Here is a 24,484-nt window from a genome sequence, read left to right on the forward strand (position 1 = left end):
TGAAGCCTGTTTGCGACATTACGAAAAGACCGAGCGACCCTAACGGCTGAACATGCTTCCTTCGGACACCACAGGCGAGGATTTTTGCCATGCGCCGGAGTCAGTCGGACCGCTCCATGAGTTTCTGGAAGACAAGCTGCTTACCTTCGCGCACGCTGTCTTCAAGCGGCTTCGCCTTCGCCAGATGCGCGGCGATCGCGCTGGCCAGCATGCATCCCGTCCCACGCATCGATACTGTAAGGCGCGGTGTGTCGAAGCGGAGTGGGTCTTGGTTCGAGCGCAACAGAATGTCGGTCGATCGCGGTCCCGATGCATGACCGCCCTTGATCAGCAGGGCCTGTGCACCTGCGCCGAGCAATTCCTGACCCTGCCTGATCGCGCCATCCTCGTCGGTAGCGCATTCCGCCGCGACAAGAAGCGCCAGCTCGATGAGATTGGGCGTGACCAAGCGGCAAAGCGGCATCAGGTCATGCTTCATGGCCGCGACCGCGTCAGCTTCCAGCAGCGCCCGGCCTGAGGTGGAGGCCAACACCGGATCGAGTATTGCCGGCACCCGCGGATTTTCGCGCAGCACGGCCGCAACGGCAACGACGGTCTCGGCAGTCGCCAGCATGCCGATCTTGATGGCGACCACCTCGTTGGCCTGCAGCGCGGCGCGCATCTGGTCGGCCACCAGGCGTGGCGATGAGCGGTGTATTTGCGCCACGCTTTCGTGCGTCTGAACTGTCAGCGCGGTGACGGCCAGGCAGGTGCGCACGCCAAGCGAAGAGATCGTCTCGATATCGCGTGCAAGTCCGGCACCCCCGCTGGAGTCGGATCCGGCAACGACAAGGACGTGCGGTTCTTGCCTCAGCGCCATCGCTCCGTCCTTGCGATCCATTCCCGCGTGCGCGCCTCGGGATCGGCATTCAACGTGATATCGGTCACAACCGCGGCGCTGTCGGCGCCCGCGTCGAGAACGCCGTCGAGCCGGTCAGGGTTGAGGCCGCCGATGGCGACCAAGGGGATGGGCGCGACCCGGCGCTTCCACTCGCCGATCCGCTCCAGCCCTTGCGGCGCCCATTTCATCTTCTTCAGGATGGTGGGATAGACGGGGCCGAGCGCGATGTAGTGGGGCTTGGCGGCGATGGCCGTTTCCAGTTCGGCATGATCATGCGTGCTGAGCCCGAGCCTCATACCGGCTGCGCGTATCGCCGAGAGGTCTGCGGTCTGCAGATCCTCCTGGCCAAGATGGATGAAGTCGCAGCCTTCCTCGATCGCCAGTCGCCAGTGGTCGTTGACGATAAGCTGGCATTGGTGCTCGGCGCACAAGGCTTTCGCCTTGCGGATTTCGGCGCGCAGTCCGGCCTCGTCCATAGCCTTGATGCGCAACTGAACCAGCCTGACGCCGAGGGGCGCCAACCGTTCGATGCAGTCGGCGCTGTCGACGATCAGGTAGAAGGGATCGAGCTTCATACGAAAACCGCCCTGCCGAATGTCGGCGTCGACGGCATCGCGACCTCGCGCGGTTCGAGCATTCCCGAGCGGAACGCCTCATGGCCGGCTTCCACCGCCTTGCCGAATGCCCGCGCCATGCCGACCGGGTCGGCAGCCTTGGCGACCGCCGTATTCAGGAGCACCGCATCGAAGCCGAGTTCCATCACGGTCGCGGCATGTGATGGCCGGCCCAATCCCGCGTCGACGATCAGCGGGATGCCAGGGAAATGTGCGCGCATCGATCGCAGCGCCGGGATGTTGACCGGCCCCAGCGCCGAACCGATGGGCGCGCACCACGGCATCAGGACCTTGCAGCCCGCCTCAAGCAGCCGTTCGGCGACGACGAGGTCGTCGGTGGTGTAGGGGAATACCGAAAAGCCGTCCTCGCTGAGGATGCGCGCCGCCTCGACCAGGCCGAACACATCCGGCTGCAGCGTGTCGTGGTTGCCGATCACTTCCAGCTTGATCCAGTTCGTGCCGAACAGTTCGCGTGCCATCTTCGCGGTCGTGACCGCTTCCTTGACGGAATGGCAGCCGGCGGTGTTGGGCAGGATTTTCGTGCCAAGCGTGCTGATCAGCGCCCAGAATTTCTCGCCGGCCTTGCCGCCCGCCATCTCCCGCCGCAAGGAGACGGTCAGCACCGATGTGCCCGAGGCCTTAACCGCATCGGCAAGGATGGCTGGCGACGGATATTGCGCCGTTCCGAGAAGCAGGCGAGAGGGAAGCGTCGTCCCGAAAAGCTCCAGCATCGCTAGCCTCCCTGCATGGGCGAGAGGATTTCGATCCGGTCACCGTCGCTCAAATGGAATTCCGCCCGATGGGCTTTGTGCACGAGGTCGCTGTTGACGGCCGTTGCCAGCCAATCGCCCTCATAGTCGAGCGCCGCAAGCAGCGCCGCCAGGGTTGTCGCCGTGATCTCGAGCGCTTCGCCGTTGACGATCAGTTTCATGTGTAGACTCCACAGGTTCGTGCTGCCTGAAGACAATTTCGGCTGCTTGCCGTGCCACGGCGGGCGCCAGAAGAAAGCCATGACGATAGAGGCCGTTGATCCTGACGGTGTCGCCGCTCGTTTCGACGCGCGGCAGGTTGTCTGGAAAGGCCGGGCGAACGCCGACGCCGGTCTCAAGGACCTCAGCCTCGCCAAAGGCCGGATGGAGCGCGCAGGCAGAGCTTAGCAACTCCATGATCGAACGGGCTGTGATCGATCCCCCGGACTGGCTTTCGATCATCGTCGCGCCGATCATGAAACGGTGGTCGGCGCGCGGCACGATGTAGAGCGGAAAGCGCGGATGAAGCAGCCGGACCGGCCGCGACAGCGAGACGTCGGGCGCACGCAGGATCAGCATCTCGCCGCGCACGCCGCGCAGCCTGTCGTCGACAGCGGCCATTCCCGTGCAGTCGATCCGGCGATCGAAACCGGAAACCTGCCTGATATCGGCGCCGAAGCGGAATGCGACGCCCATGGCCGCGAGCCGGTCATGAAGTTTCGCCATCGCCTCGCGCGGGTCGAGGTGGGCCTCGTCGGGGAAGAGCAGTCCACGACGGAAGCTGCCGGCGAGGTCGGGCTCGAGGCGCGCGACTTGGTCTTCATCGACACGCCGGTGACCCGTCGTGCGGCTGGCGAAGCGGTCGAGCTCGCCCGCATCGCGCGGCGCGGCCACGACCAGCGTTCCGGCCCGCGTCACCTGGCCGGGCGTCGCCGCATCCCACCAGTCAGCGGCGTCGCGTCCGAGATCCAGCACCGGCTGCTCGGCGCTTTCACGCTCGCACCAGGGCGCCAGCATGCCGCCGGCGAACCACGACGCATTGCCGCCAAGGCCGTGCCTTGTCTCCGCAACCGTCACCGTCGCGCCGCGCGTGGCGAGTTCGAAGGCGGCGGTGAGGCCGGCGACGCCGGCCCCATTGACCAGCACCTTCATGACGGCTCACGCCCCTGTGGTATGAGCGGTGCGCCGGTCTCGTCCGCCGGCACGTAGAGATCGCCGCCCTCACGGTATTTCGCCGCCATCGCCGCCATGCCTTCTTTCTGTGCCTCGGCGCGGATGTCGTGGGAAATGCGCATGGAGCAGAATTTCGGCCCGCACATCGAGCAGAAATGCGCCAGCTTGTGCGCCTCCTTGGGCAAGGTCTCGTCGTGGAACGAGCGCGCCGTTTCGGGGTCGAGCGACAGGTTGAACTGGTCTTCCCAGCGGAACTCGAACCGCGCGCGGGAAAGGGCATCGTCCCTGACCTTCGCCGCAGGGTGGCCCTTGGCGAGATCCGCGGCATGGGCGGCGATCTTATAGGTGATCACGCCGGTCTTGACGTCATTGCGGTCGGGCAGGCCGAGATGTTCCTTCGGCGTGACGTAGCAGAGCATGGCCGTGCCGAACCAGCCGATCATGGCAGCACCTATGCCTGAGGTGATGTGGTCGTAGCCCGGCGCGATGTCGGTCGTCAGCGGCCCCAGCGTATAGAACGGCGCCTCGCTGCAGACGGCGAGCTGCTTGTCCATGTTCTGCTTGATCTTGTGCATCGGCACATGACCGGGCCCCTCGATCATCACCTGGCAGTCCTTGGCCCAGGCGATCTGAGTCAGCTCGCCTAGCGTTTCCAGCTCGGCGAACTGCGCGGCGTCGTTGGCGTCGGCGATCGAGCCCGGACGAAGCCCGTCGCCGAGCGAGAAGGACACGTCGTAGGCACGGCAAATGTCGCAGATCTCGGCGAAGTGTTCGTAGAGGAAGCTCTCCCGGTGATGGTGCAGGCACCATTTGGCCATGATCGAGCCACCGCGCGAGACGATCCCGGTCACCCGGTCGACGGTCAGCGGGATATAGTGCAGCCGCACGCCGGCGTGGATGGTGAAATAGTCGACGCCCTGCTCGGCCTGCTCGATCAGCGTGTCGCGATACACCTCCCATGTCAGGTCCTCGGCGATGCCGCCCACCTTTTCCAGTGCCTGGTAAAGCGGCACCGTGCCAATCGGGACTGGCGCATTGCGCACGATCCATTCGCGGATGTTGTGGATGTTGCGGCCCGTCGACAGGTCCATCACCGTGTCGGCGCCCCAGCGGATCGCCCACACCATCTTCTCGACCTCTTCGGCCATCGACGAGATGACAGCGGAGTTGCCGATATTGGCGTTGATCTTGACCAGGAAATTGCGCCCGATGATCATCGGCTCGCTCTCGGGATGATTGATGTTGGCGGGAATGATCGCCCGCCCGCGCGCCACCTCGTCGCGCACGAATTCTGGCGTCACGAAGTCGGGGATTGCCGCGCCGAAGGCTTCTCCGTCGCGCTCGAGCTTACCGCGCAGGGCCTCGCGGCCCAGATTCTCGCGGATCGCGACGAACTCCATCTCGGGCGTGATGATGCCGGCGCGCGCATAGGCAAGCTGGGTCACCGCCTTGCCGGCTTTCGCCCGCAGCGGACGATTGCGGATCGGAAATTCCGGCGTCAGGCGCTCGCCTGTCGCGAACCCGTTGTCTTCCGGACGCACATGGCGGCCGTCATAGGCTTCGACATCGCCGCGTGCTGTAACCCATTCCTGGCGAAGCCGGGCAAGGCCCTTTTCGATGTTGGTTTCGACAGCCGGGTCGGTATAGGCGCCGGATGGATCGTAAACGGTAACGGGCGGCTCGCCGGCCGTCGGATGGACGGAGATCTCGCGCATCGGCACTTTGATCTGGGGGTGGAGGCTGCCTTGCTTGTGGACCTTGCGCGAGGCGGGCAACGGCCCCGTCGACACGGTGGGGGTAAGGGCATTCATCTTGAGGCTCCTTTGCTCATGCATTGGAGACCCAGTTCTGTGCCGGAAGGATGAAAAGACGCTTTGGTCGCCCTGCCGAAACAGGACCTCGGGCATAGACTCCCGCAAAGCGCTTGCACCGTCCCTACGCCAGCATGAACTGGATCAGGTTCAACGGGTCACTGCGCCGCGAAAGCCAGCAGTATCTCAGCCCCTTGCCGGGACTCCCCTGGTGAATGCCTCAGGTTGGAGGGGCCGGCGCCGCTTTGTCAAGCCGTGTTCTGCCGGCGCGGCGGCGGGAGAGACTTGCCCTTGTGGACGGGGGGTCGGCGAAACTCAGGCGAAAGCCCAGACGTCCTCGGCCTGGAAGCCGACCTGGTAGCCAGCGGTCTTCAGTTTGACCACCACCTGGCCGATCTCGGCCGCCGGCAGCGCGCCGACTTCGATCTTGATCATGCCGGGACGGTAGCGCTTGAGGTCCAATTGGTCGAACACCATCCAGTCGGCGCCCTCGCAATCGACGAGGAAGGCGTCGATATAGGCAATGCCGTTGCGGTCGAGCAGCGTCTGCAGTGTCTCCGACGGCACCTCGATGTCCTTGAGGTGCGGCGCGAACTTGTTGAAGTTGGCGTCCGCCTCGCCCCAGGCGTTCTTGCCCGACATCAGATTGGTGTCGGTTACCGACGAGCAGCCGATGAACTCGATCGGCAGCGTGCCGTCTTCGAGCGCGGCGGCGTCAAATGTATGAACGGTGATCGTCCCCCTGGTCCGCGTCACCGCCACAGGCTCGATGATGAAGCGCCCGGTATCGGGATAGTTGGCGCGCAGGCGCTTCTGATTGTAGGGGATCGGTTCGACCAGCATCGCCCGCGCCCTTGGAATGCGATGCAGCCAGGGCGTGACGTCGTCGAATAGGGCGCCGTCGCAGGCGCCGACATTGACCATCTGGAACGGCCTGCCGCCGAAGCGTGCCATCAGCGCCGCCCGGGCGAGGAACTTCGTGCCGCGCAGCGCCGGCCCGCGATCGAGCAGCCCGGCCGGAAGGCCGAACGAGAGCGCGATGCGCGCCAGGTTGGAAACGGAACTCATTGCGTGTCTCCGGGCTTGTCTCCGCCAACGACGAGCGGCGCGGCGCGGCGTTGGCCGACCGAGGCCCACAGCGCCATCAGCGGGCCGCCCAGCAATAGGAAGGGCGGCAGCAGGTTGGGGAAATAGATGCGTGTGTCGTGGATTGGGAACACCGTGAACTTCGCCAGCACGCCGAGCACCAGCGCCGCAAGCAGGATACCGGCGCGGCGCTCGAGGCGGAAACCGGCGCGGCCAAGCGCGTACCATCCGGCCAGCGCCAGAACCGAGACGCCCACCCAACTGTTGGCGTTGATCGCACGCAGCAGCGAGACCGCGAAGGCCTTGAGGTAGGCCGCGAGCGAGAATGGTGGTTCGAAGCCGTCCATGTTGTAGTGCTGCTCGATCGTGGAGAACCACAGATGCGGCCACCAGCCGGGATGCTGGGCCCAGTGCGAGATGGCGAAATAGGCAATGAAGGAGGCGGCAAAGCCCGCCAACGCACCCCAGGCCTTTTGCCGGAAGACGATGATCAGCACAGCGAAGATCGCCAGGAAGACGATGTTGTCCGGCCGCGCCATGAAGGCGAGGAACAGCAGGATCGCGGTCGCCGCCTCGCGTCTGCGCACATAGGCGAACAGGCCGCCGAGGAACAGCGCCGCGCAAAGGAGGTCTGGCGTCGAGGCGCGCGCCGCATCGCCGAAATCGGCCATGATCAGCACCGCGCCGACTATCGGAGCCAGGGCCAGCGCGCCTTCCGAACGCAGCCAGATGAGCGTGATGCCGCCGAACAGCAGCACCGAGACCACGGAGACTAGCCGCATAGCCTCGACCGGCGACACGACATGGCTGAGGCCGGACAGGATCTCGGCATAGAGGAACTTGATCCGGTACATGCCGAGCAGCGAATGGAAGTCGGCGGCATTTTCCGCCATATGGCTGCGGTAGCCGCCGCCATCGTCGGTCAGCGTCTTGTAGTCGGCGGCCGAGACGCCCGCCTTAACCGTGCTGTAGGCATAGTCGTGCAGGACCTGCGGATCGGGATAGGTGCCTTCCTCGGCGACCGCCAGATAGGGCAGCATATCCCAGTTGGCGTCGGGCATGATCCAGGCCGTTGCCGCCGTCAAAAGGATGTAGAGCGAGAAAGCCGCCGCGCCGATGGGTGCCGCCAGCCGCGCATAGGTGCCCTCGCCCCAGGCGAGACCAGCCCCGGCGAACCGGTCGAGCGGATTGGTCGGGACAGTCGGCGGCCTGGTCAGCATCGTTCTGCTCAGCGCCCTCTACTTGCCGACCTGGCTTTTGACGAAATCCTTCACGATCGCCACGATGCCGCGCGACAGAAGGTTGTCGAAGGCATCGACGAAGCGGTCGACATGCTCGCGCTGGCAGATCAGCGGCGGCTCCAGCCGGATGACGTTGCGATTGTATTCGGTGAAGGCCACGAGCACGTCGTAGTCGCGCAACAGCAGCGAGCCGACGAAGCCGGACAGCGAGCCCTTCAGCTTGTCGTCGAGCACGCTGACGATCGGCCGCAGCACCATCGGCAGGGTCTGCGAGAAATCGTGGAACTCGAGCCCGATCATAAAACCCTTGCCGCGCACGTCCTTGATGATCTTCGGATACTTCTCCTTGAGCGCCTGCAGGCGCTGCAGAAGGTAGTCGCCCGTCGCGGCCGCATTGTCGATCAGGCCTTCGTCGTAGAGCACGTTGAGCCCCTCGATCGCGGTGACGCAGGCTTCGCCCATGCCGCCGAAAGTCGCCATGGCATGGATCATCGCCGTCTTCGGCGTGCCATAGGCCTTCATGTAGACGTCGCGCCTGGCGATCATGGCGCCGACCGCCGCCTTGCCGGCGCCGAGCGATTTCGCCAGCGCCGTCACGTCCGGCACGACACCGTAGTGCTCGAAAGCGTAGAAGCGGCCGGAGCGGCCATAGCCGCACTGCACCTCGTCGGCGACCCACAGCACGCCGTACTGGTCGCAAAGCGCGCGCAGCTTCTGCCAGTATTCGCCAGGCGCCTGGATGATGCCGCCGCCGCCCTGGATGGTTTCGAGCACGATGACGCCGATCTCGGGATCGCTCCTGAACAGGCGCTCGACCGCATCGATGTCGGCGAAGGGCACCCGCACCACATTGTCCGCCACCTTGAAGTCGGCGCGGTAGAGCGAACCGTCGGTGATCGCCAGCACGCCCTTGGTCTTGCCGTGGAATGAATTCTCCGCATAGACGACCTTCGGCCGCTTCGGGCCGGCGGCGCGCTCGGCAAGCTTCACCGCCGCTTCCATGGCTTCCGAACCGGACGAGCCGAGGAACACCATGTCGAGGTCGCCGGGCGAGCACTTGGCGATGTTGTGCGCAAGGGCCGCTGCATATTGCGACATGAAAGCGATGGCGATTTCCTGCCGCTTCTCCTCCTGGAATTTCTTGCGTGCTTCGAGGATGCGCGGATGGTTGTGGCCGAAGGCCAGCGAGCCGAAGCCGCCGAAGAAGTCGAGGATCTTGCGGCCGTTCTGGTCGATGTAGAACATGCCCTCGGCGCGCTCGATCTTGACCTTGTGGAAGCCGAGCAGCTTCATGAAATGCAGCTGGCCCGGATTGAGATGCGCCTTGAACAGGTCGGTGATGCGGGCGACGTCCATCGCCTTGGCCTGCTCGACGCTGATCAGCTCGGGCTTGGCGATGGTGGCGGGCGACAGCGCCGGCGCCTCGACCAGCGTGCGCGTGCCCGTGTGTTCCGGCTTGGCCATGACGGTCATCTGAAAAATCTCCCCTTCGTCGCCTTTATTCGGCAGGAACGTGTTTGGTGGCGACGGCGTGGCCGTCCTTCTTGGCGCGGTACTCGCTGTAGGCGGCGATCAGCATGTCCTCGTCGCGATATTGCGGCACCCAGCCGAGCTGGCGCTCGGCCTTGGACACGTCGAGCACGCACTCCTCGTCGGCGATCAGATACTGCTCCGGATCCATGATCGGCATGTTCATGAGGTCGAGCAGGTCGAGCGTGCGCTTGACCGCCCAGCCCGGTGTCGGGATCAGGACCGATTTCGAACCGGCATGCCGGATCAGGTCGCCGAGCAGCTTCTTCACCGGCGGCGGGTTGAGGGAGCCGAGATTATAGGCCTCGTTCGGCACGCCGGCCTTCCAGGCCGCGCGGGCAGCTTCCGCGCAGTCGAAAACAGAGATGAACTGGTAGGGATTCTTGCCCGAGCCGATCATCGGCACGGGCAAATTCCAGTCGATCAGCTTGAACAGTTTTTCCAAAATGCCGAGGCGGCCGGGGCCGATGATCAGGCGCGGCCTGAACAGCGAGATCGACATGCCGCGCTTGCGCCGTTCGGCAGCCAGCTCCTCGGTCCTCAACTTCGACAGGCCGTACTCGCCGAGCGGCGCGACCGGATGCTCCTCGGTCATCGGCATCGTCACCGTGTGCCCGTAGATCATGTCGGTCGTGTAGTGGACGAGCTTCGAGGCGCCGGCCTTGTCCATCGCCTTCATGATGTTCTCGGTGCCGTGGAAATTCACCGGGAAGAAGAAGTCGTGCCGCTTGGCGCGCACCTGGATCGGCGACAGCATCTTCGCCGACAGGTTGTAGACCATGTCCTCTCCCCTGAGCCCGACGGTCGCGACAGAGGCCGGATCGGTGACGTCACATGTGACGAAACGAGCCGAGCGATAATGCGGCAGATCGCTCTTGACGATGTCGGCGACAACGACCTCTTCGCCGTCGGCAACAAGCTTGGGGGCAAGGTGGCGGCCGACGAAACCGTCGCCGCCGAAAATCACATGTCTCATCGAACGATCTCGCTTGTGCCGATCTTGTCTTGGGTGATGGAAGCGGTCCGGTCCTCGTGCCCTCGCCCACTTTGGGCGATCAGCACCGTGCCGACGCAGATGCAGGCGATGCCAGCGACGCGCCAGCCATTGAGGTCCTCGCGGAAAACGAAATAGGCGAAGACGGCGACCGCGACATAGGCGAGGCTAAGAAATGGATAGGCGAAGCTGAGCTCGACTTTGGACAGCACATAGAGATGCGAAGCCATCGAGATGACGAAGGTGCAGAGCCCGAGGAACACCCACGGGCTGAAGACGATCTGCAGCAGCTTTAGCAGCGGATTGGTGCCCTCGAACGAAATTGGCCCGAGCGACATCATGCCTTGCTTCAGCATCAGCTGGGCCGCCGCATTGGTCATGACCGTGAAGAGAATGAAGACGATGTATTTCATTGTTGCCACCCCGCCCGCAGCGGTCCTATTACAAACCTGCAAACATTTCGTGAAGTCACGTGACTGTTTGAGTAAACCCTGGCTTTAACGCTTCTTTTACCAAGATTTATTCGAATTCTACCTATTCCGCCGCTTGCGCAGCTCCCTGCCGTTCATCCAGTTTCTTTGCCGTGCGCGCCCAGAAGTCGGACATGAAGGCGGGATCGCGCACAGCTTCCAGCCGCGGCCAGTCCGGGAAGGATGCCGCGAAGGTCTCGGCGCCCATGCGCGCGTCCTTGTATGGGTTGACCGCGCCGCCCGCCTCGATCGTAATGCGGTCGAGTTCGGCAAGCAGCCTGAGCGTCTTTTCGCCCCGGTTGGGGAAGTCGAGCGTCAGCGTGAAGCCTGGCCTCGGGAACGACAGCAGCGCCGGCGAGTGGACCTTGCCAAAACGCTTCAGCACGGTGAGAAAGGACCCCTGCCCGGCGCGCCTTGCCGCTTCCAGCAGCGCCGGCACGGCATGCCGCGCCGGCCCCTCCGGCACCACGCTCTGGTGCTGGAAAAGGCCCTTCGGTCCATAGAGCCGGTTCCAGTCGCCAACACCGTCGAGCGGAAAGAAAAAGCCCTGGTAGCCGACCTGGCGCGGCGCCGCCGATCGCCCCTTCTTCCATCGATAGGCAGCATTGAAAGCAGTCAGGAACGGCCGGTTGAGCACATTGAATGGCGGCTGCAGCGGCACCGAAAGGCGCGCGCCGGCACGGGACGCCGCATGCAAACCATGCTCGGCATGGTTGCCGGTGAACAGCAGGCCGCGCCCTCGCCCTCCGGCGAGCTGGTCGATCCAGGCGACGGCGTACTCATTGGCCTGGTCGGCCGCTTCGGTCAGCTCGAAGAATTCGCCGAGATCGCCAAAGGGCGTCGCCTTCTCGACGATGTCGAGCGAAGGCACCCGCATGAGCCGGATCGACGCCGACAGGATCAGCCCGGTCAGCCCCATGCCGCCGATGGTTGCCCGAAACAGCCGGGCATTGCTGGTCGCCGAGCAGCGATAGGTCTTGCCGTCCGAGCGCAGCAGCGTCAGCGATTCGACATGGCAGCCGAAGGTGCCGCGCCGGTGATGGTTCTTGCCGTGGACGTCGTTGGCGATTGCCCCGCCGAGCGTCACGAACTGCGTGCCGGGAACCACCGCCGGGAAAAAGCCGTGGGGTGCGGCGTGGGCGATGATGTCGCACAACAGAACGCCGGCATCCGCCTCCAGCACACCCGTCTCGGCGTTGAACGCGCGGACGCGGTTGAGCGGCCGCATGTCGACCACCGAGCCGGCCTGGTTCTGGCAGGTGTCGCCATAGGAACGGCCATTGCCATAGCCGAGCAAGGAACCGTCCTTCGCCGCGCCGCTCTTCAGCAGCGCGATGGCGTCTTCCGCAGGGATCGCATGGCGCGCCGCCGGCGTGGCGCGGCCGAAACTTTGGAAACTGTAAGCGGCCATGCTCACCAGCCTCCGGCAACCAGGAACGCCGCGCCGATGGCGACGACGATCTGGCTGCGCCAGTCGCGGATGATGAAGACGACCGGATCGTCATGCATCTCGTCGCGGCGGGCGAGGATCCAGACGCGCATGGTGAGATAGAGCACGATCGGCGCCAGTGGCCAGACCAGCCACGGATGCGGATAGAGTTCGCGCACCGAGACGCTGTCCATGTAGAGCGCCAGCACCAGCGCCGAGGAGAAGGCCGAGGCCATGCCCGCCTGGGCGACGATCTCCTGGTCCTCGGTGCGGTAGCCGCGGCCGGCAATGCGCTCGCCGGCCGGGATGGCGGTGGTGCGCAATTCGACGAAGCGCTTCACCAGCGCCAACGACAGGAAGAAGAAGATCGAGAAGGCGAGCAGCCAGAACGAGACGTCGACGCCGGTCGCCGCCGCGCCCGCCAGCACCCGGATCGTGTAGAGGCCGGCGAGCGTCAGCACGTCGACCAGCAGCATGCGCTTGAACGACAGCGAATAGGCCGTGGTGACGACCATGTAGCCGCCCAGCACGCCGAGGAATTCGATCGGCAGCGCCAGTCCGGCGGCAATGCCGATGGCGATCAAGGCCACCATCGCGCCGAAGCCGAAAGGGATCGACAGCGCGCCGCTTGCGAAGGGGCGATAGCGCTTGGTCGGATGCTTGCGGTCGAGCGCGAGGTCGAAGAAGTCGTTGAGGATATAGATGGCCGAGGCCACCGCGCTGAAGGAAATGAACGCCAGCACGCATTCCCAGATCATGTCGATGTTGAAGTACTCGTGCGACAGCACCATCGGTACCGCGATCAGCGCGTTCTTCAGCCATTGATGCACGCGCAGCATCTTGACGAATGTCTTCAAGGTCGGCTTCGGCGCCGCAACCGTTTCGCCGCCATGCGCGGCCTGCCAGCGCGCCGCATGACGGTCGGGCGCCACGATGATCGCGCTACGCGCGGCGTCGAAGACCTTGAGGTCGTGCCGGCTGTTGCCGGCATAGTCGAAGCCGCCGTCGCCATAAGCGGCGACCAGCGAGTCGCGTTTCCTGCCCGAGGTCATGTTGTGCGGGCCATCGGTCGCCAGCACGCGATCGAAAATGCCGAGATGCGAAGCGATCGCCTCCGCGAACTTGCGCGGCGTGCCGGTCGCCAGCACGATCAGGCGGCCCTCGTGGTGATCGGTGCGAAGCCGCTCGAGCAGCACCTCACGATAGGGCAGCGAAGCCGGATCGATATCGATGCGGGCGGCGATCTCCTGCTTCAAGCGCGCCGGGCCGCCTGCCAGCCAGAACGGCACCATGAAGACATAGAGCGGGTTCTTCTTGAGAAGGATGAACAGGCCTTCCCACAGAAGATCGGTTGCAATCAGCGTGCCGTCGAGATCGACCGCAAGCGGAATTGCGTTCCTATCCGACCGCGCGTCCATGATTCCCTGCCTGCCTGATCCTTCGCGCCGCGTTTGGGCGTCTTCGCGACCGGTATAGCGGGGAACGGCGTAGCGAACGTTAAAACGCCCGGTTGCATCCGGTGTGTACGGTGGTATTTCCCCCGTCATTGTTAAACGACTGCTACCGGAAACAATAAAAGGCCGGGCAATGTGCCCGGCCTTCGCAAGAGATGCTGCCTTGGTTACTTGATGCGGACGACTACTTGATGCGGCCGACGCCGCCCGAGATCTCGACCGTCTCCGAGCCGGTCAAGGCTTCGAGGTCACCATTGGGCAAAGTGACGAAACAGCCGTTCGGGCAGAATTCCACGGTTTCGCCGGCGGCCAGCGCCAGCTCCGTCTTGCCGCCGCCCTCGGTCACGATCAGCGTCCTGGTCTCGGCGTCCTTGTTGACCGCGCTGGCGGCAAAAGCCGACCCGCTCACGGCCAGGAAAGCGATGGCGGCGACGACAGACTTCCACATTTTGCAATACCGGTGTTTCCACACCGCCTCTTGTTGCATTTCGCAAGGCATTCTCGCCCTTTGCATGCGAGCTTATATGAGATCGAAGCTGAACCGCAACTGAATGCCGCATTCATGCCGCAATTGGTTTGCGAGCACGCTGCGGCGTCTCCAAGGTGTACTGAGATTCAGGTCAGGCCGTGTCGAAAACGGTGGGTTCCGAGAACCGGAGCGGAGCGTACATAAAGTAGGTGAGCACCGGAAGCGCAGGCAGCCGCCGTTTGCAGGCCGGCCTCACCTGAATATCAGCCCACCTCAATCCGGGTCGGGCTTGCTGCCCTTGCGCCTGGACTTCGCCAGGCGCGCCTTCTCTACCGCGGCTTCGGCCTCCGCTTGCTCCTTGTCGGCGAAGTCGGCCTCCATCTTGTCGTCGTCGAGCGGCCATGCCTCGGGCTTCTTCGTCTCGACCACGGCGCGCGGCGTCGACGGGATCTCGATGTGCTCGCTGTTGAACTCATCGAAGATGGCGAAACGGATGTCGTTCTGGACGATGTTGCCGTTGAGGATGTCGGCGAGGAAGACGCGGATCTCGAATTCGAGTGCGGCGGCGCCGAAATTGGCGAACAGCACGAACGGCTCGGGGTTTTTCAGCACCAGCGGATGGCTGCGCGCGATGTCGAGCAAAAGGGCATGCACCCGCTTGACGTCGCTGCCATAGGCGACCCCGACCTTGATATCGACACGGCCGAGCTTGTTGCGGTGCGTCCAGTTGCCGACCGCATTGTTGATCAGGTTCGAATTGGGCAGGATCACCGACTGCCGCTGGAACGTCTCGATCTCGGTGGCGCGCACGCTGATCTTCCGGACCGTGCCCGTGGTGTCGCCGGCGACGATCCAGTCACCGACCTTGAACGGCCGCTCGGCGAGCAGGATCAGGCCGGAGACGAAGTTCGACACGACATTCTGCAGGCCGAAACCGATACCGAGCGACAGGGCGCCGGCAACGAGGGCCAGGTTCGACAGGTCGATGCCGGCCGCCGAGACGCCGACGAGGCCGGCAATGGCGACGCCGGCATAACCAACCGCCAGCCGTATCGAGTTGCGCACGCCGGGATCGACCCTGCCGCGCGCCATCACTGAGCCGTCGAGCCAGCCCTGGAACCAGCGCGTCAGGAAATAGCCGATGACGAAGACGACGATGCCGCTGAGGATGCCGGTGAACGAAATCGTCACCGAGCCGATGGTGACGCCCGTCGCCAGCTTGTAGGCCCAGGCCTGGATGTCGCCGGGCTGGAATCCCCACATCAAAAGGATCAGCGGCAGGAACACCAGCACGATCATCAGGTTGATGGCGATGCTGACGACCAGGCCGAGCTGGTCGAGCGCAGTCTCGTCATAGCTGGAATTGGTGGTCAGCCAGCGCCCTATCGATGTGTCGGCGAAGCCGCCCTCCTCGCCGATCGCCCGCGCCGACAGGAAGCCGATATAGGCGGTGACGAGGACAGTGCCGGTGACCACCACCTGCAGGGAGACGAAGAGCGCAAGGCCGATATAGCCGAGCAGCGCCGCGGCGATGGTGAACAGGCCGAGCGCCACGGCGGTGACGCGAAGCCAGGCTGGCCACGGGCGCCATGTTCCATCCCTCGCCCGGAATGGCTTCAGCAATGCCATCAGGATCAGGATGACGCCTACGATGATGGTGGCGACGAAGCTTCTGGCAATGGTCAGCGACAGCGGCGAGCCCATCTTGTCGTTGACGACCGCCAGGAAATTGTTGAAGCCGATGACCACAGCCATCGCCGTGGTCAGCCGCACCAGCCAGCGCGCCGGGCCAGTTGCGACCGGGATCAGGCGCCAGTTCGGCAGGCGCGGCTCGAGTGCGGCATTGGTCAGCCGGTTGACGCAGAACACCACCGCGATGACGGCCAGCAGCGCATTGAGGAAGACGCCGATGTCGCCGCGCAGCACATTGTAATAATTGAAGAAAAACACAGTCGAGGCGAGGAACACTGTGAGCGCCGCGGACGGCAGCAGCGTCGACCAGAACGCCACGGAAAGCCGGCTGAGATAGGACGGCTCCTCGATGGACGGGTCGGGTTCGAAGATCCGCCCGAACAGTCGCCGGCCGCCGACCAGCAGCACCGCCGCCAGCCCCAGCGCCATCAGGGCCGCCGCGAGCACGGCCTGGAGCTTGAATTTGAAGGCGAAGCTCAGCCAGGACACCACCGCCTTGTAGAGGCCGGTGAACTGATCGTGAGCATCGGAAAAGGCCTGCGGGCTGAGTGCGTCGGTCAGCTCGTAGCGTTTGGTCAGAACGTTGCGGAAAAGCTCGCTGCGCATGATGCCGATCTTGTCGATCAGCCCGTTGATGCGGATCGACAGGTTCTGCGCGCCGGCGATGACGGCGTTGATCTCCGCCTTTTCGGCGGCAAGCGCACTGCGCTCGTTGGTGACGATCGCGGGCTCCGGCGGCTGTCCCTGCGCCGGCGGCGGCCCCAGCACCTCGATGCGATTGTTGATGTCGGTGAGGCGCGACCGGAAGGCCAGCGCGCTGTTCAGCGCCGCCCGCGACATATCCTCGAGCTGCAGGCGGATGTCGACGAGCGCGGCGTCGTCCTCGGCATCGTCGGTGACCTTCTTTTCGAGACCATCGGTCTTGGCCGTCAGGTCCTGGACGACCTTCTGCTGGTCGGCGATCAGCTGGGCGGAACCCTGGCCGATCGCCTGCGCCATCGCGTCGAACGACGGCTGCGCCGACACGACGAGCATGAAGACCAGGATCAGGCGAAGCAACCGGAAGAGCATGACGTTGTTGGCGACTCGCTGCCGAAAGACTTGGAAAAACTCCGTTCTTGATAAAGACCGCCATACCATGCGGCAAGCCGTCCCCGTCCAGAGCCGCCGAACGGACCGGAGTCGGCCAGTCGAAAAGCGATGGCGCAATCTTGGCTTTGCGCCCGCCGCCTGCTCTATAGTCTGCCGCATCGCACAAACCGGACGACATGAAACATGGCGGAATATTCGGCCTTTTCGCTCCTCAAGAACGCGCTCAGCGGAAACCAGGACTGGAAGCCGGCCTGGCGCAAGCCGGACCCGAAGGCATCCTATGACGTGATCGTCATCGGCGGCGGCGGGCACGGCCTGTCGACCGCCTACTACCTCGCCAAGGAGCACGGCATCACCAACGTCGCGGTGCTGGAAAAGGGCTGGCTCGGCTCGGGCAATGTCGGCCGCAACACCACCGCGGTTCGCTCGAACTACCTTTTGCCGTCCAACACGCGCTTCTACGAGCATTCGATGAAGCTGTGGGAGAACCTGTCGCACGACCTGAACTACAACGTCATGTTCTCGCAGCGCGGCTGTCTCAACCTCGCGCATACGCCGGCCCAGTTCGATGACTATGCCAGGCGCGGCAACGCCATGCGCCATCTCGGCGTCGATGCCGAACTGATGACGGTCGACCAGATCAAGCGGCTGGTGCCTGTGCTCGACGTCTCCGGCTCGGCGCGTTTTCCGGTCATCGGCGGACTGATGCAGCGGCGCGCCGGCAGCGCCCGCCACGATGCGGTGGCCTGGGGCTATGCGCGCGGCGCCGACCGCCGCGGCGTCGACATCATCGAGAATTGCGAGGTCACCGGCTTCCTGCGTGACGGCGACCGCATCACCGGCGTGTCGACGACGCGCGGCGAAATCCGCGCCAGGAAGGTTGCGCTTGCCGTCGCCGGCAGCACCGGCCGCGTCATACAACTGGCCGGCATCGACAAGATGCCGATCGAGAGCCACGTATTGCAGGCCTTCGTGTCGGAATCGCTGAAGCCGATCATCGACACCATCCTGACCTTCGGCATGGGCCACTTCTACATCTCGCAGTCCGACAAGGGTGGCCTGGTCTATGGCGGCGACCTCGACGGCTACAACAGCTATGCCCAGCGCGGCAGCCTGCCCATCGTCGACGAGGTGATGAGCGAGATGCTGGCGCTGTTCCCGGGCCTGGCGCGCGTGCGCATGCTGCGCTCCTGGGGCGGCCTCTGCGACATGACGATGGACGGCTCGCCGATCATCACAACCGGCCCGCTGCCCGGCATGTATCTCAATTGCGGCTGGTGCTACGGCGGCTTCAAGGCGACGCCTGCCTCCGGCCTGTGCTTTGCCTGGACCATCGCCAAGGACGAGCCGCACGAGCTCAACGCGCCCTTCACGCTCGACCGCTTCTATCGCGGCCTCGTCATCGACGACAAAGGCCAGGGCGCGACGCCTCGGCTGCATTAGGGTTTAGATAAATGCTCATCACCTGTCCCTATTGCGGCCCGCGCGACGTCATCGAATTCACCTATCAGGGCGACGGCAACCGCGAGCGCCCGCAACCTGCCTCGCAGGACATCGACGCCTGGAACGCCTATGTCTACGACCGGCTGAACCCCGCCGGCGACCACAATGAGATCTGGCAGCATTCGGGCGGCTGCCGCGCCCATGTCAGGGTCGTGCGCAACACGCTGACGCATGACATCTCCAGCACCGCCTTCGCGCATGGCGGCCACAAATCCGCCGCGCGGCACAGGACGGAGGCGAAGTCGTGAGCCCGCGCCGCACTGAGACCGGCGGTCGCGTCGACCGCCTGCGCACCATCCGCTTCAGCTTCGACGGTGCTTCGTACACAGGCCATGCCGGCGACACGCTGGCCTCGGCGCTGCTCGCCAATGGCGTCACGCTGTTCGGCCGCTCGTTCAAATACCACCGCCCGCGCGGCGTGCTCACCGCCGGCGTCGAGGAGCCGAACGCATTGGTGACGGTGCTGCGCGGCGAGGTCCGCGAGCCGAACATCCCGGCCACCATGGTCGAGATCTATGACGGGCTCACCGCCGTCAGCCAGAACCGCTTCCCCTCGCTCGCCTGGGACGTCAGCGCGGTCAATCAGCTCGGCGGCAAGCTCCTGTCGGCCGGCTTCTATTACAAGACCTTCATGGGGCCGGTGATCGGCCCACTCAAGGGCACGCGTTTCTGGATGTTCTGCGAGCATTTCATCCGCCGCGCCGCCGGCCTCGGCAGGGCCGGCACCGCCGCCGACACGTCGCGATACGAGCGCATGAACGCCTTCTGCGACGTGCTGGTGGTCGGCTCAGGTCCGGCCGGCCTGATGGCCGCCAAGGCTGCCGCCGACCAGGGCGCGCGGGTCATCCTCACCGAGCTGGAGCCGCGCTTCGGCGGCTCGGCCAACTGGTCCGGCGAGACCATCGACGGCATGCCGGCGGCCGACTGGGCGGCGCGCGCAGCCGGCCAGCTCGAAGGCAACGACAATGTGCGGCTTTTGCCGCGCACCACGGTCTGGGGCTACTATGACGGCAACACGCTTGCCGCGCTGGAGCGTGTCACCGACCACAAGGAGAGCCCCGCCAGGGGCGAGCCGCGCCACCGCTACTGGGCGATCCGCGCCAGGACCGTGGTGCTCGCCACCGGTTCCTTCGAACGGCCGCTCGTCTTTCCCGGCAATGACCGGCCGGGCGTCATGCTGGCGCATGCGGCGGAGCGTTACGCCAATGAATATGGCGTGCTGCCAGGCGAGCGGATTGCCCTCTTCACCAACAATGACAGCGCCTACCGCTCCGCCCAGGCATTGAAGCAGGCAGGGGCCGCGATCGTCGCCATCATCGACGTTCGCGCCGAGCTGTCGGATGAGATGCGCAGGCTGGCCACCGAAGCCGAGGCGGAAATCCTGTCCGGCCATGCCGTGATCGCGACGGAAGGCGGCAAGGCGCTCAACGGCCTCAAGGTGCAGCGCTTCGACATGCTGAGCGGCGCGCTCACCGGCGATGCGCGCAGCATCCACGCCGACTGCCTGCTGATCTCTGGCGGCTGGTCGCCGACCATCCACCTCGCCAGCCAGGCCGGCGCCAGGGCCGAGTGGGACGCTTCCCGCCAAGCTTTCCTGCCGCCCAAGCCGACGCAGCGCTGGGTCGGCGCCGGTGCCTTCACCGGCAGTTTCTCGACCGCCGAGGCCATTGCCGAAGGCCGTGCCGCGGGTCTCGCCGCCGCCGGCAGCCCTGGCACGCCGGCGGCGTTGCCGGACGTCGAAGCAGCGCCCGGCGAGCCCGATCCGGCGCCGGTGTTCGAGATCAAGGCGAAGGGCAAGAGCTTCGTCGATTTCCAGCACGACGTGACGGCGGAAGATGTGCGGCTGGCGCATCGCGAGGGCTTTGTCTCGGTCGAGCATCTGAAGCGCTACACCACGCTCGGCATGGCCACCGACCAGGGCAAGAGCTCAAACGTGCCGGGCCTCGCCATCATGGCCGAGGCGCTCGGCAAGCCGATCCCCGAGGTCGGCACGACGCGCTTCCGCCCGCCCTATACGGCGGTGTCGATCGGCTCGCTGGCGGCCGAGCGTTTTGGCGACGTCAAGCCCGAGCGGCTGACGCCGATGCATGACTGGCACATCGCCAATGGCGCGAGGATGTATTCGGCCGGACTCTGGTACCGGCCGATGATCTACGGGCTCGCCGGCGAGACGGTCGAGCAGGCCTATGTCCGTGAGGCCAAGGCCACCCGCGACAGCGCCGGCATCGTCGACGTCTCGACGCTGGGCAAGATCGCGGTGCAGGGGCCGGACGCGGCGGAGCTCCTCGACCGCGTCTACACCAACATGTTTTCCACGCTTGCCGTCGGCAAGGCGCGCTACGGCCTGATGCTGCGCGAGGACGGGCTTGCCTTCGATGACGGCACCACCTGGCGGCTTGGCGAACAGGACTTCCTGATGACCACCACCACCGCCAATGCCGGCAAGGTGATGCAGCATCTGGAATATTTCCTCGACGTCATCTGGCCGGAGCTGAAGGTCACCGTCACCTCTGTGACCGACGAATGGGCTGGCGCCGCCATCGGCGGGCCGAAGGCGAGAGCCATCCTTGCGGCCTGCGTAACCGGCAGCGCCGTCGACAACGCCACCCTGCCCTTCATGGGCATTGTCTACGGCCAGATATCAGGCGTGCCGGTGATGATCTGCCGTCTCTCTTTCTCCGGCGAGATGGCCTTCGAGGTCTATTCCGGCGCCGGCTACGGCACCCATGTCTGGGAGGCGCTGATCGCGGCCGGCAAGCCGTTCGGCCTGGTCACCTACGGGCTCGAGGCGCTGGGCACGATGCGCATCGAGAAGGGCCATGTCACCGGCGCCGAGATCGACGGCCGCACCACGGCGCGCGACCTGCATCTCGACTGGATGCTGTCGAAGAAGAAGCCCTTCATCGGCTCGGCAATGATGGACCGCGAAGGATTGATCGCGCCTGACCGGCTGCAACTGGTCGGCCTGGTCTCGCTCGACAACCGCCCGCTCAACGGCGGCGCCCATATCGTCGAGGAATTGGACGAAGCCAATCCGCACAATTCGATCGGCCACATCACCGCCTGCTGCTACTCGCCGGCGCTCGGCAAGCATATCGCGCTGGCGCTGGTCAAGGGCGGCAAGGCCCGCCACGGCACGCGCGCCTTCGTCTCCGACCCATTGCGCAACCGGTTCGGTCCGATCGAGATCGTCTCCAACCACTTCTACGACCCGGACGGGAGCCGCATGCATGGTTGAACGCCAATTACCCGTGCGCTTGTCTCCGCTCGAGCCGGAGTACCATCCGGGCTCGCACGGCAATTTCGAACAAGGCGTCGACGTCATCCTGTCGGAGACGCGGCCGGGGTCGATCCTGCAGCTCGCCGCTTGGCCGGGCGAGGAGAAGCGGCTGATGTCGGCCATATATAAGGTTGCGGGCCTTGCCCTTCCGGACGGCGCAGGCGGCGGCGTCGCCAACGGCGTAAGAGCGGCGTTCGGCTTCGCCCCGGGCAAGTTCACCGTCGTCGACGAAGCCGAGGGCCTTGCGGCCGCGTTCTGCGGCGTCGTCACGCCGGACGTAGGCACCGTCACCGATCTGTCGCACGGCCGCACCGCGATCCGCATCGCCGGCCCGAAGGCCGAATGGGTGCTGGCGAAGTTCTTCGCCATCGATTTCGCCCTGACGGCCTTCCCGGTCGGCGCCGGCCGCTCGACAACGCATCACGACGTCTTCGCGCAGATCCAGCGCAGCGGCGGCGACCAGTTCGACATCTACGTCTTCCGCTCCTTCGCCCGCTCGTTCTGGAAGGCGCTGTGCCACGCCAGCGAGGAAGTCGGCTACGAGGTGCAGTAGAGCAATTCCAGGAAAAGTGTGCAGCGGTTTTCCATCCGGAATTGCGTAAGACAAGAGGACAATTCTGGAAAAACACGCAGCTGGCACTACGGACGGCTGCAACTGCTGCTTGAGCCTTAGGCCAGCCGGGACGATAGATAGGAAATCACGGGCTCCTGTCGGGGCAGGTGCCCGTCCAGGCAACCCGTTCGACCATATCCTCCAATGACCGCAGAGACTTCGGCGACAGCCACAACCCGCTTTGCCCCGGCGGGCGAAGCGTCGATGCTTTTGCCGGCGACGGTCGCCTGCGGCGTCTTCATGACCAGTCTCGATCAGAATGTAGTGGTGACTGCGCTTCCCGGCATCGGTGAAAGCCTGGCCCGTCCGCCGAGCCAGCTTGGCCTGCTGATCACCGTCTATGTCGCCAGCCTCATCATCTCGATGCCGCTCGGCGGCTGGGCCGCCGACCGCTTCGGCCTGCGCAACGTCTATTGCTTTGCCCTGCTGGTCTTCGCCAGCGCCTCCGCACTTTGCGGCCTCTCGGAGAACATCTGGATGCTGGTCGCCTCGCGGGCCATGCAAGGTTTCGGCGGCGCGCTGATGGGCACGCTCGGCCAGGTGGTGATCCTGTCGAGCTTTCCGCGCGACCGCACGCTGAAGATCAACATGTACATTTCGCTGGCCGGCCAGTCCGGACCATTGGTCGGCCCGCTGGTCGGCGGCGCGCTCACCACCTACGTCTCGTGGCGCTGGATCTTCTACATCAACATCCCGATTGCGCTCATTGCCGCGCTGCTCGCCGCCTCGCTGTTCCCCTCCGCGACCAAGCCGGTCCGCACGCCGTTCGACTTTCCGGGCTTCCTGCTGGTCGGCAGCGGCATGGCGCTGCTCGTCTTCGGCATGGATTCGCTCGCCGCCAAGGACGCCGCCGCCGGCATCATCGCCGCCGAGCTCGGGCTGGCGACCGCCATCCTGACCGTCGCGTCCTTCTATTGCCTGCGCGTCCGCAATCCGCTGCTCGACCTCAAACTGCTGCGCATCCGCACCTTCCGCGTCAGCTTCCTGACCGGCGGCGGCCTCGATACGATCGGGCTGAGCTCGGTCGTCTTCCTGTTGCCGCTGATGTTCCAGCTCGGCTTCGGCATGAGCGCGGCGCAGGCGGGATCGCTGACCTTCGTTGCCGCGATCGGCTCGCTGCTGACGCGCTTCATGATGCCGCGCATCCTCAACCGCTTCGGCTTCCGCCGCGTGCTGGTCGCCAACACGCCGATCGTCGCCTGTCTGGTCGCTGGCTTCGCCTTGATGCAGGCAAGCCTGCCCGCTTGGATCGTGCTCGCCTATATCTTCATCTTCGGCATCTTCCGCTCGGTGCAATGGGCCTCGACCGGCAACCTGTCCTACTCGGACATCGCGCCCGAGCAACTCGGCCGCTTCAGCGCGCTCTACTACATCCTCTGGCAGCTCGCGGTGGCGGTCAGCGTCGGCCTGGCGGCGGCACTTCTGTCGCTGCTCGCAGGCGGCGGCCAGGCGAGCGTCAACGATTTCCGCATCCTGTTCGTTATCGAAGGCCTGATCACGCTCTGCGCCTTGTTCGCCTATCTGCGGCTGACGCCGCAGGACGGCGCCCATGTCAGCGGCCATGGCGTGCGTATGAACACCGAGTAGGCTGCAGGCGTGGCGGTCGCGAGCCTTACTCGCTGAACGTCACCCATTCCTCGAGCGGCGCGCGGTCGGTGCGGAATTCGTTCTCCGGCTTCGACGTGTCCTCGTAGCCCAGCGCCATGCCGCAGACGACGATCTCCTCGTCCGGGATGTTGAGAACCGGGCGGATCTGCCGGTGATAAGGCGCGAAGGCCGCCTGCGGGCAGGTGTGCAGGCCCCTGCCCCGCGCCGCCACCATGATGTTCTGCAGGAACATCCCGTAGTCGATCCACGAGCCCTTGTTCAGCCGCCGGTCGACGGTGAAGATCATGCCGACGGGTGCATCGAAGAAGACGAAGTTTCGGTCGTGCTGGGCACGCATCCTGTCGACCTCGCGCCGGCCAATGCCGAGCGCGCCGTAGAGGCCGAAGCCGTTGGCGCGGCGACGGGTGAGATAGGGTTCGAAGAACTGGTCGGGGTAGTAGCGATATTCGTCCCACTCCGCCTTCTCGGCGCGAATGCCGGAATTGAGGATGGCGTCTGAGATGCGCTGCTTGACCTCGCCCTTGGTCACATAGACCCGCCACGGCTGCATATTCGTGCCGGAAGGCGCGCGCGAGGCAACGGAAAGGACGTCGCGGATGGTCTCGTCGTCGACCATGTCGGGCAGGAAGGCGCGCACCGAGCGGCGCGACGTGATCGCCTCGTCGACGATCGCCGCGTCCTTGGCAATCCGGCTGTTGTTCTCCAGCATGGGTCGTCCCTTTGCGCGTGGCCGGAAACCGAAACCGGTTCCCGCGAAGGACCACGCGCAGACTGCTTGAAACCTGGTCCACGACCG

The 24,484-nt window shown here is 65.0% G+C and carries 21 protein-coding genes and 1 riboswitch; of the genes, 5 read left to right on the forward strand and 16 right to left on the reverse strand.

Going from position 1 to position 24,484, the window contains the following annotated elements; all coding sequences use genetic code 11:
* Positions 1–100 precede the first annotated feature (100 nt).
* From EN846_RS12660 to EN846_RS12730, 15 genes are all read right to left on the reverse strand, one after another.
* On the reverse strand, positions 101–859 hold the full coding sequence (locus EN846_RS12660; protein WP_127393169.1) for a hydroxymethylpyrimidine/phosphomethylpyrimidine kinase: 759 nt from the start codon (positions 857–859) through the stop codon (positions 101–103).
* Complete coding sequence (locus EN846_RS12665) at positions 850–1,455, reverse strand: thiamine phosphate synthase (protein ID WP_127393167.1); 606 nt, start codon at positions 1,453–1,455, stop codon at positions 850–852. The genes EN846_RS12660 and EN846_RS12665 overlap by 10 nt, the downstream gene beginning before the upstream one ends.
* Positions 1,452–2,225 (reverse strand): thiazole synthase, encoded by a 774-nt coding sequence (locus EN846_RS12670; protein WP_128275380.1) that lies wholly within the window; start codon positions 2,223–2,225, stop codon positions 1,452–1,454. The genes EN846_RS12665 and EN846_RS12670 overlap by 4 nt, the downstream gene beginning before the upstream one ends.
* A 2-nt stretch (positions 2,226–2,227) precedes the next feature.
* Entirely contained in the window at positions 2,228–2,425 is a 198-nt protein-coding gene (gene thiS, locus EN846_RS12675) for a sulfur carrier protein ThiS (protein ID WP_095783628.1), read from the reverse strand.
* Positions 2,346–3,395: a glycine oxidase ThiO gene (gene thiO / locus EN846_RS12680; protein WP_128346605.1), complete on the reverse strand. Its 1,050-nt coding sequence runs from the start codon at positions 3,393–3,395 to the stop codon at positions 2,346–2,348. Before thiO ends, thiS begins: the two co-directional genes overlap by 80 nt.
* Positions 3,392–5,227 carry a phosphomethylpyrimidine synthase ThiC gene (gene thiC / locus EN846_RS12685; protein ID WP_128346606.1) on the reverse strand — a complete coding sequence of 612 codons (1,836 nt, stop codon included), beginning with the start codon at positions 5,225–5,227 and terminating at the stop codon, positions 3,392–3,394. The genes thiO and thiC overlap by 4 nt, the downstream gene beginning before the upstream one ends.
* Before the next feature lie 103 nt (positions 5,228–5,330).
* Positions 5,331–5,447, reverse strand: a riboswitch (TPP riboswitch).
* Between the two features lie 95 nt (positions 5,448–5,542).
* Complete coding sequence (locus EN846_RS12690) at positions 5,543–6,295, reverse strand: FkbM family methyltransferase (protein WP_128275080.1); 753 nt, start codon at positions 6,293–6,295, stop codon at positions 5,543–5,545.
* Complete coding sequence (locus tag EN846_RS12695) at positions 6,292–7,533, reverse strand: hypothetical protein (protein WP_127393024.1); 1,242 nt, start codon at positions 7,531–7,533, stop codon at positions 6,292–6,294. The genes EN846_RS12690 and EN846_RS12695 overlap by 4 nt, the downstream gene beginning before the upstream one ends.
* Before the next feature lie 18 nt (positions 7,534–7,551).
* On the reverse strand, positions 7,552–9,018 hold the full coding sequence (locus tag EN846_RS12700; protein ID WP_187331316.1) for an aspartate aminotransferase family protein: 1,467 nt from the start codon (positions 9,016–9,018) through the stop codon (positions 7,552–7,554).
* A gap of 34 nt (positions 9,019–9,052) precedes the next feature.
* Complete coding sequence (locus tag EN846_RS12705; protein ID WP_127393026.1) at positions 9,053–10,060, reverse strand: NAD(P)-dependent oxidoreductase; 1,008 nt, start codon at positions 10,058–10,060, stop codon at positions 9,053–9,055.
* Complete coding sequence (locus tag EN846_RS12710; RefSeq protein ID WP_127283745.1) at positions 10,057–10,491, reverse strand: EamA family transporter; 435 nt, start codon at positions 10,489–10,491, stop codon at positions 10,057–10,059. The genes EN846_RS12705 and EN846_RS12710 overlap by 4 nt, the downstream gene beginning before the upstream one ends.
* Positions 10,492–10,612: 121 nt before the next feature.
* Entirely contained in the window at positions 10,613–11,959 is a 1,347-nt protein-coding gene (locus tag EN846_RS12715; RefSeq protein ID WP_127283744.1) for an FAD-binding oxidoreductase, read from the reverse strand.
* Positions 11,960–11,961: 2 nt separating this feature from the next.
* Positions 11,962–13,395: a UbiA family prenyltransferase gene (locus EN846_RS12720; RefSeq protein WP_127393027.1), complete on the reverse strand. Its 1,434-nt coding sequence runs from the start codon at positions 13,393–13,395 to the stop codon at positions 11,962–11,964.
* Positions 13,396–13,615: 220 nt separating this feature from the next.
* Positions 13,616–13,879, reverse strand: a complete 264-nt coding sequence (locus EN846_RS12725; RefSeq protein ID WP_187331283.1) for a hypothetical protein — start codon at positions 13,877–13,879, stop codon at positions 13,616–13,618.
* 294 nt (positions 13,880–14,173) lie between these two features.
* Positions 14,174–16,663 carry a mechanosensitive ion channel family protein gene (locus EN846_RS12730; protein WP_127394064.1) on the reverse strand — a complete coding sequence of 830 codons (2,490 nt, stop codon included), beginning with the start codon at positions 16,661–16,663 and terminating at the stop codon, positions 14,174–14,176.
* A gap of 204 nt (positions 16,664–16,867) precedes the next feature.
* Here EN846_RS12730 and EN846_RS12735 point away from each other — a divergent pair, with 204 nt between their 5' ends.
* The 5 genes from EN846_RS12735 (at position 16,868) to EN846_RS12755 (ending at position 23,667) form a co-directional block, all read left to right on the forward strand.
* Positions 16,868–18,127, forward strand: a complete 1,260-nt coding sequence (locus EN846_RS12735; protein WP_128346366.1) for a sarcosine oxidase subunit beta — start codon at positions 16,868–16,870, stop codon at positions 18,125–18,127.
* Between the two features lie 11 nt (positions 18,128–18,138).
* Positions 18,139–18,435, forward strand: coding sequence for a sarcosine oxidase subunit delta (locus tag EN846_RS12740; RefSeq protein ID WP_128274969.1), 297 nt, complete (start codon positions 18,139–18,141; stop codon positions 18,433–18,435).
* On the forward strand, positions 18,432–21,425 hold the full coding sequence (locus EN846_RS12745; protein WP_127393905.1) for a sarcosine oxidase subunit alpha: 2,994 nt from the start codon (positions 18,432–18,434) through the stop codon (positions 21,423–21,425). The genes EN846_RS12740 and EN846_RS12745 overlap by 4 nt, the downstream gene beginning before the upstream one ends.
* Positions 21,418–22,020: a sarcosine oxidase subunit gamma gene (locus EN846_RS12750; protein WP_127393904.1), complete on the forward strand. Its 603-nt coding sequence runs from the start codon at positions 21,418–21,420 to the stop codon at positions 22,018–22,020. Before EN846_RS12745 ends, EN846_RS12750 begins: the two co-directional genes overlap by 8 nt.
* A 204-nt stretch (positions 22,021–22,224) precedes the next feature.
* A complete protein-coding gene (locus EN846_RS12755) occupies positions 22,225–23,667 on the forward strand; it encodes an MFS transporter (RefSeq protein WP_135913910.1) in 1,443 nt (480 codons plus the stop codon).
* Between the two features lie 25 nt (positions 23,668–23,692).
* Here EN846_RS12755 and EN846_RS12760 read toward each other — a convergent pair whose 3' ends face one another.
* Positions 23,693–24,397 (reverse strand): nitroreductase, encoded by a 705-nt coding sequence (locus EN846_RS12760; protein ID WP_127311983.1) that lies wholly within the window; start codon positions 24,395–24,397, stop codon positions 23,693–23,695.
* Positions 24,398–24,484: the final 87 nt, after the last annotated feature.

Source organism: Mesorhizobium sp. M4B.F.Ca.ET.203.01.1.1 (assembly GCF_004791025.1).
GTDB classification, from domain to species: domain Bacteria; phylum Pseudomonadota; class Alphaproteobacteria; order Rhizobiales; family Rhizobiaceae; genus Mesorhizobium; species Mesorhizobium abyssinicae.

What these genes read in the sequence shown, in the direction of transcription:
- EN846_RS12705 (WP_127393026.1), bottom strand. Translation starts at nt 10,060, where the DNA reads ATGAGACATGTGATTTTCGGCGGCGACGGTTTCGTCGGCCGCCACCTT.
- EN846_RS12750 (WP_127393904.1), top strand. Translation starts at nt 21,418, where the DNA reads ATGGTTGAACGCCAATTACCCGTGCGCTTGTCTCCGCTCGAGCCGGAG.
- thiS (WP_095783628.1), bottom strand. Translation starts at nt 2,425, where the DNA reads ATGAAACTGATCGTCAACGGCGAAGCGCTCGAGATCACGGCGACAACC.
- EN846_RS12755 (WP_135913910.1), top strand. Translation starts at nt 22,225, where the DNA reads ATGACCGCAGAGACTTCGGCGACAGCCACAACCCGCTTTGCCCCGGCG.
- EN846_RS12665 (WP_127393167.1), bottom strand. Translation starts at nt 1,455, where the DNA reads ATGAAGCTCGATCCCTTCTACCTGATCGTCGACAGCGCCGACTGCATC.
- EN846_RS12670 (WP_128275380.1), bottom strand. Translation starts at nt 2,225, where the DNA reads ATGCTGGAGCTTTTCGGGACGACGCTTCCCTCTCGCCTGCTTCTCGGA.
- EN846_RS12740 (WP_128274969.1), top strand. Translation starts at nt 18,139, where the DNA reads ATGCTCATCACCTGTCCCTATTGCGGCCCGCGCGACGTCATCGAATTC.
- EN846_RS12725 (WP_187331283.1), bottom strand. Translation starts at nt 13,879, where the DNA reads ATGTGGAAGTCTGTCGTCGCCGCCATCGCTTTCCTGGCCGTGAGCGGG.
- thiC (WP_128346606.1), bottom strand. Translation starts at nt 5,227, where the DNA reads ATGAATGCCCTTACCCCCACCGTGTCGACGGGGCCGTTGCCCGCCTCG.
- EN846_RS12660 (WP_127393169.1), bottom strand. Translation starts at nt 859, where the DNA reads ATGGCGCTGAGGCAAGAACCGCACGTCCTTGTCGTTGCCGGATCCGAC.
- EN846_RS12720 (WP_127393027.1), bottom strand. Translation starts at nt 13,395, where the DNA reads ATGGACGCGCGGTCGGATAGGAACGCAATTCCGCTTGCGGTCGATCTC.
- EN846_RS12690 (WP_128275080.1), bottom strand. Translation starts at nt 6,295, where the DNA reads ATGAGTTCCGTTTCCAACCTGGCGCGCATCGCGCTCTCGTTCGGCCTT.
- EN846_RS12735 (WP_128346366.1), top strand. Translation starts at nt 16,868, where the DNA reads ATGGCGGAATATTCGGCCTTTTCGCTCCTCAAGAACGCGCTCAGCGGA.
- thiO (WP_128346605.1), bottom strand. Translation starts at nt 3,395, where the DNA reads ATGAAGGTGCTGGTCAATGGGGCCGGCGTCGCCGGCCTCACCGCCGCC.
- EN846_RS12700 (WP_187331316.1), bottom strand. Translation starts at nt 9,018, where the DNA reads ATGGCCAAGCCGGAACACACGGGCACGCGCACGCTGGTCGAGGCGCCG.
- EN846_RS12760 (WP_127311983.1), bottom strand. Translation starts at nt 24,397, where the DNA reads ATGCTGGAGAACAACAGCCGGATTGCCAAGGACGCGGCGATCGTCGAC.
- EN846_RS12710 (WP_127283745.1), bottom strand. Translation starts at nt 10,491, where the DNA reads ATGAAATACATCGTCTTCATTCTCTTCACGGTCATGACCAATGCGGCG.
- EN846_RS12715 (WP_127283744.1), bottom strand. Translation starts at nt 11,959, where the DNA reads ATGGCCGCTTACAGTTTCCAAAGTTTCGGCCGCGCCACGCCGGCGGCG.
- EN846_RS12695 (WP_127393024.1), bottom strand. Translation starts at nt 7,533, where the DNA reads ATGCTGACCAGGCCGCCGACTGTCCCGACCAATCCGCTCGACCGGTTC.
- EN846_RS12730 (WP_127394064.1), bottom strand. Translation starts at nt 16,663, where the DNA reads ATGCTCTTCCGGTTGCTTCGCCTGATCCTGGTCTTCATGCTCGTCGTG.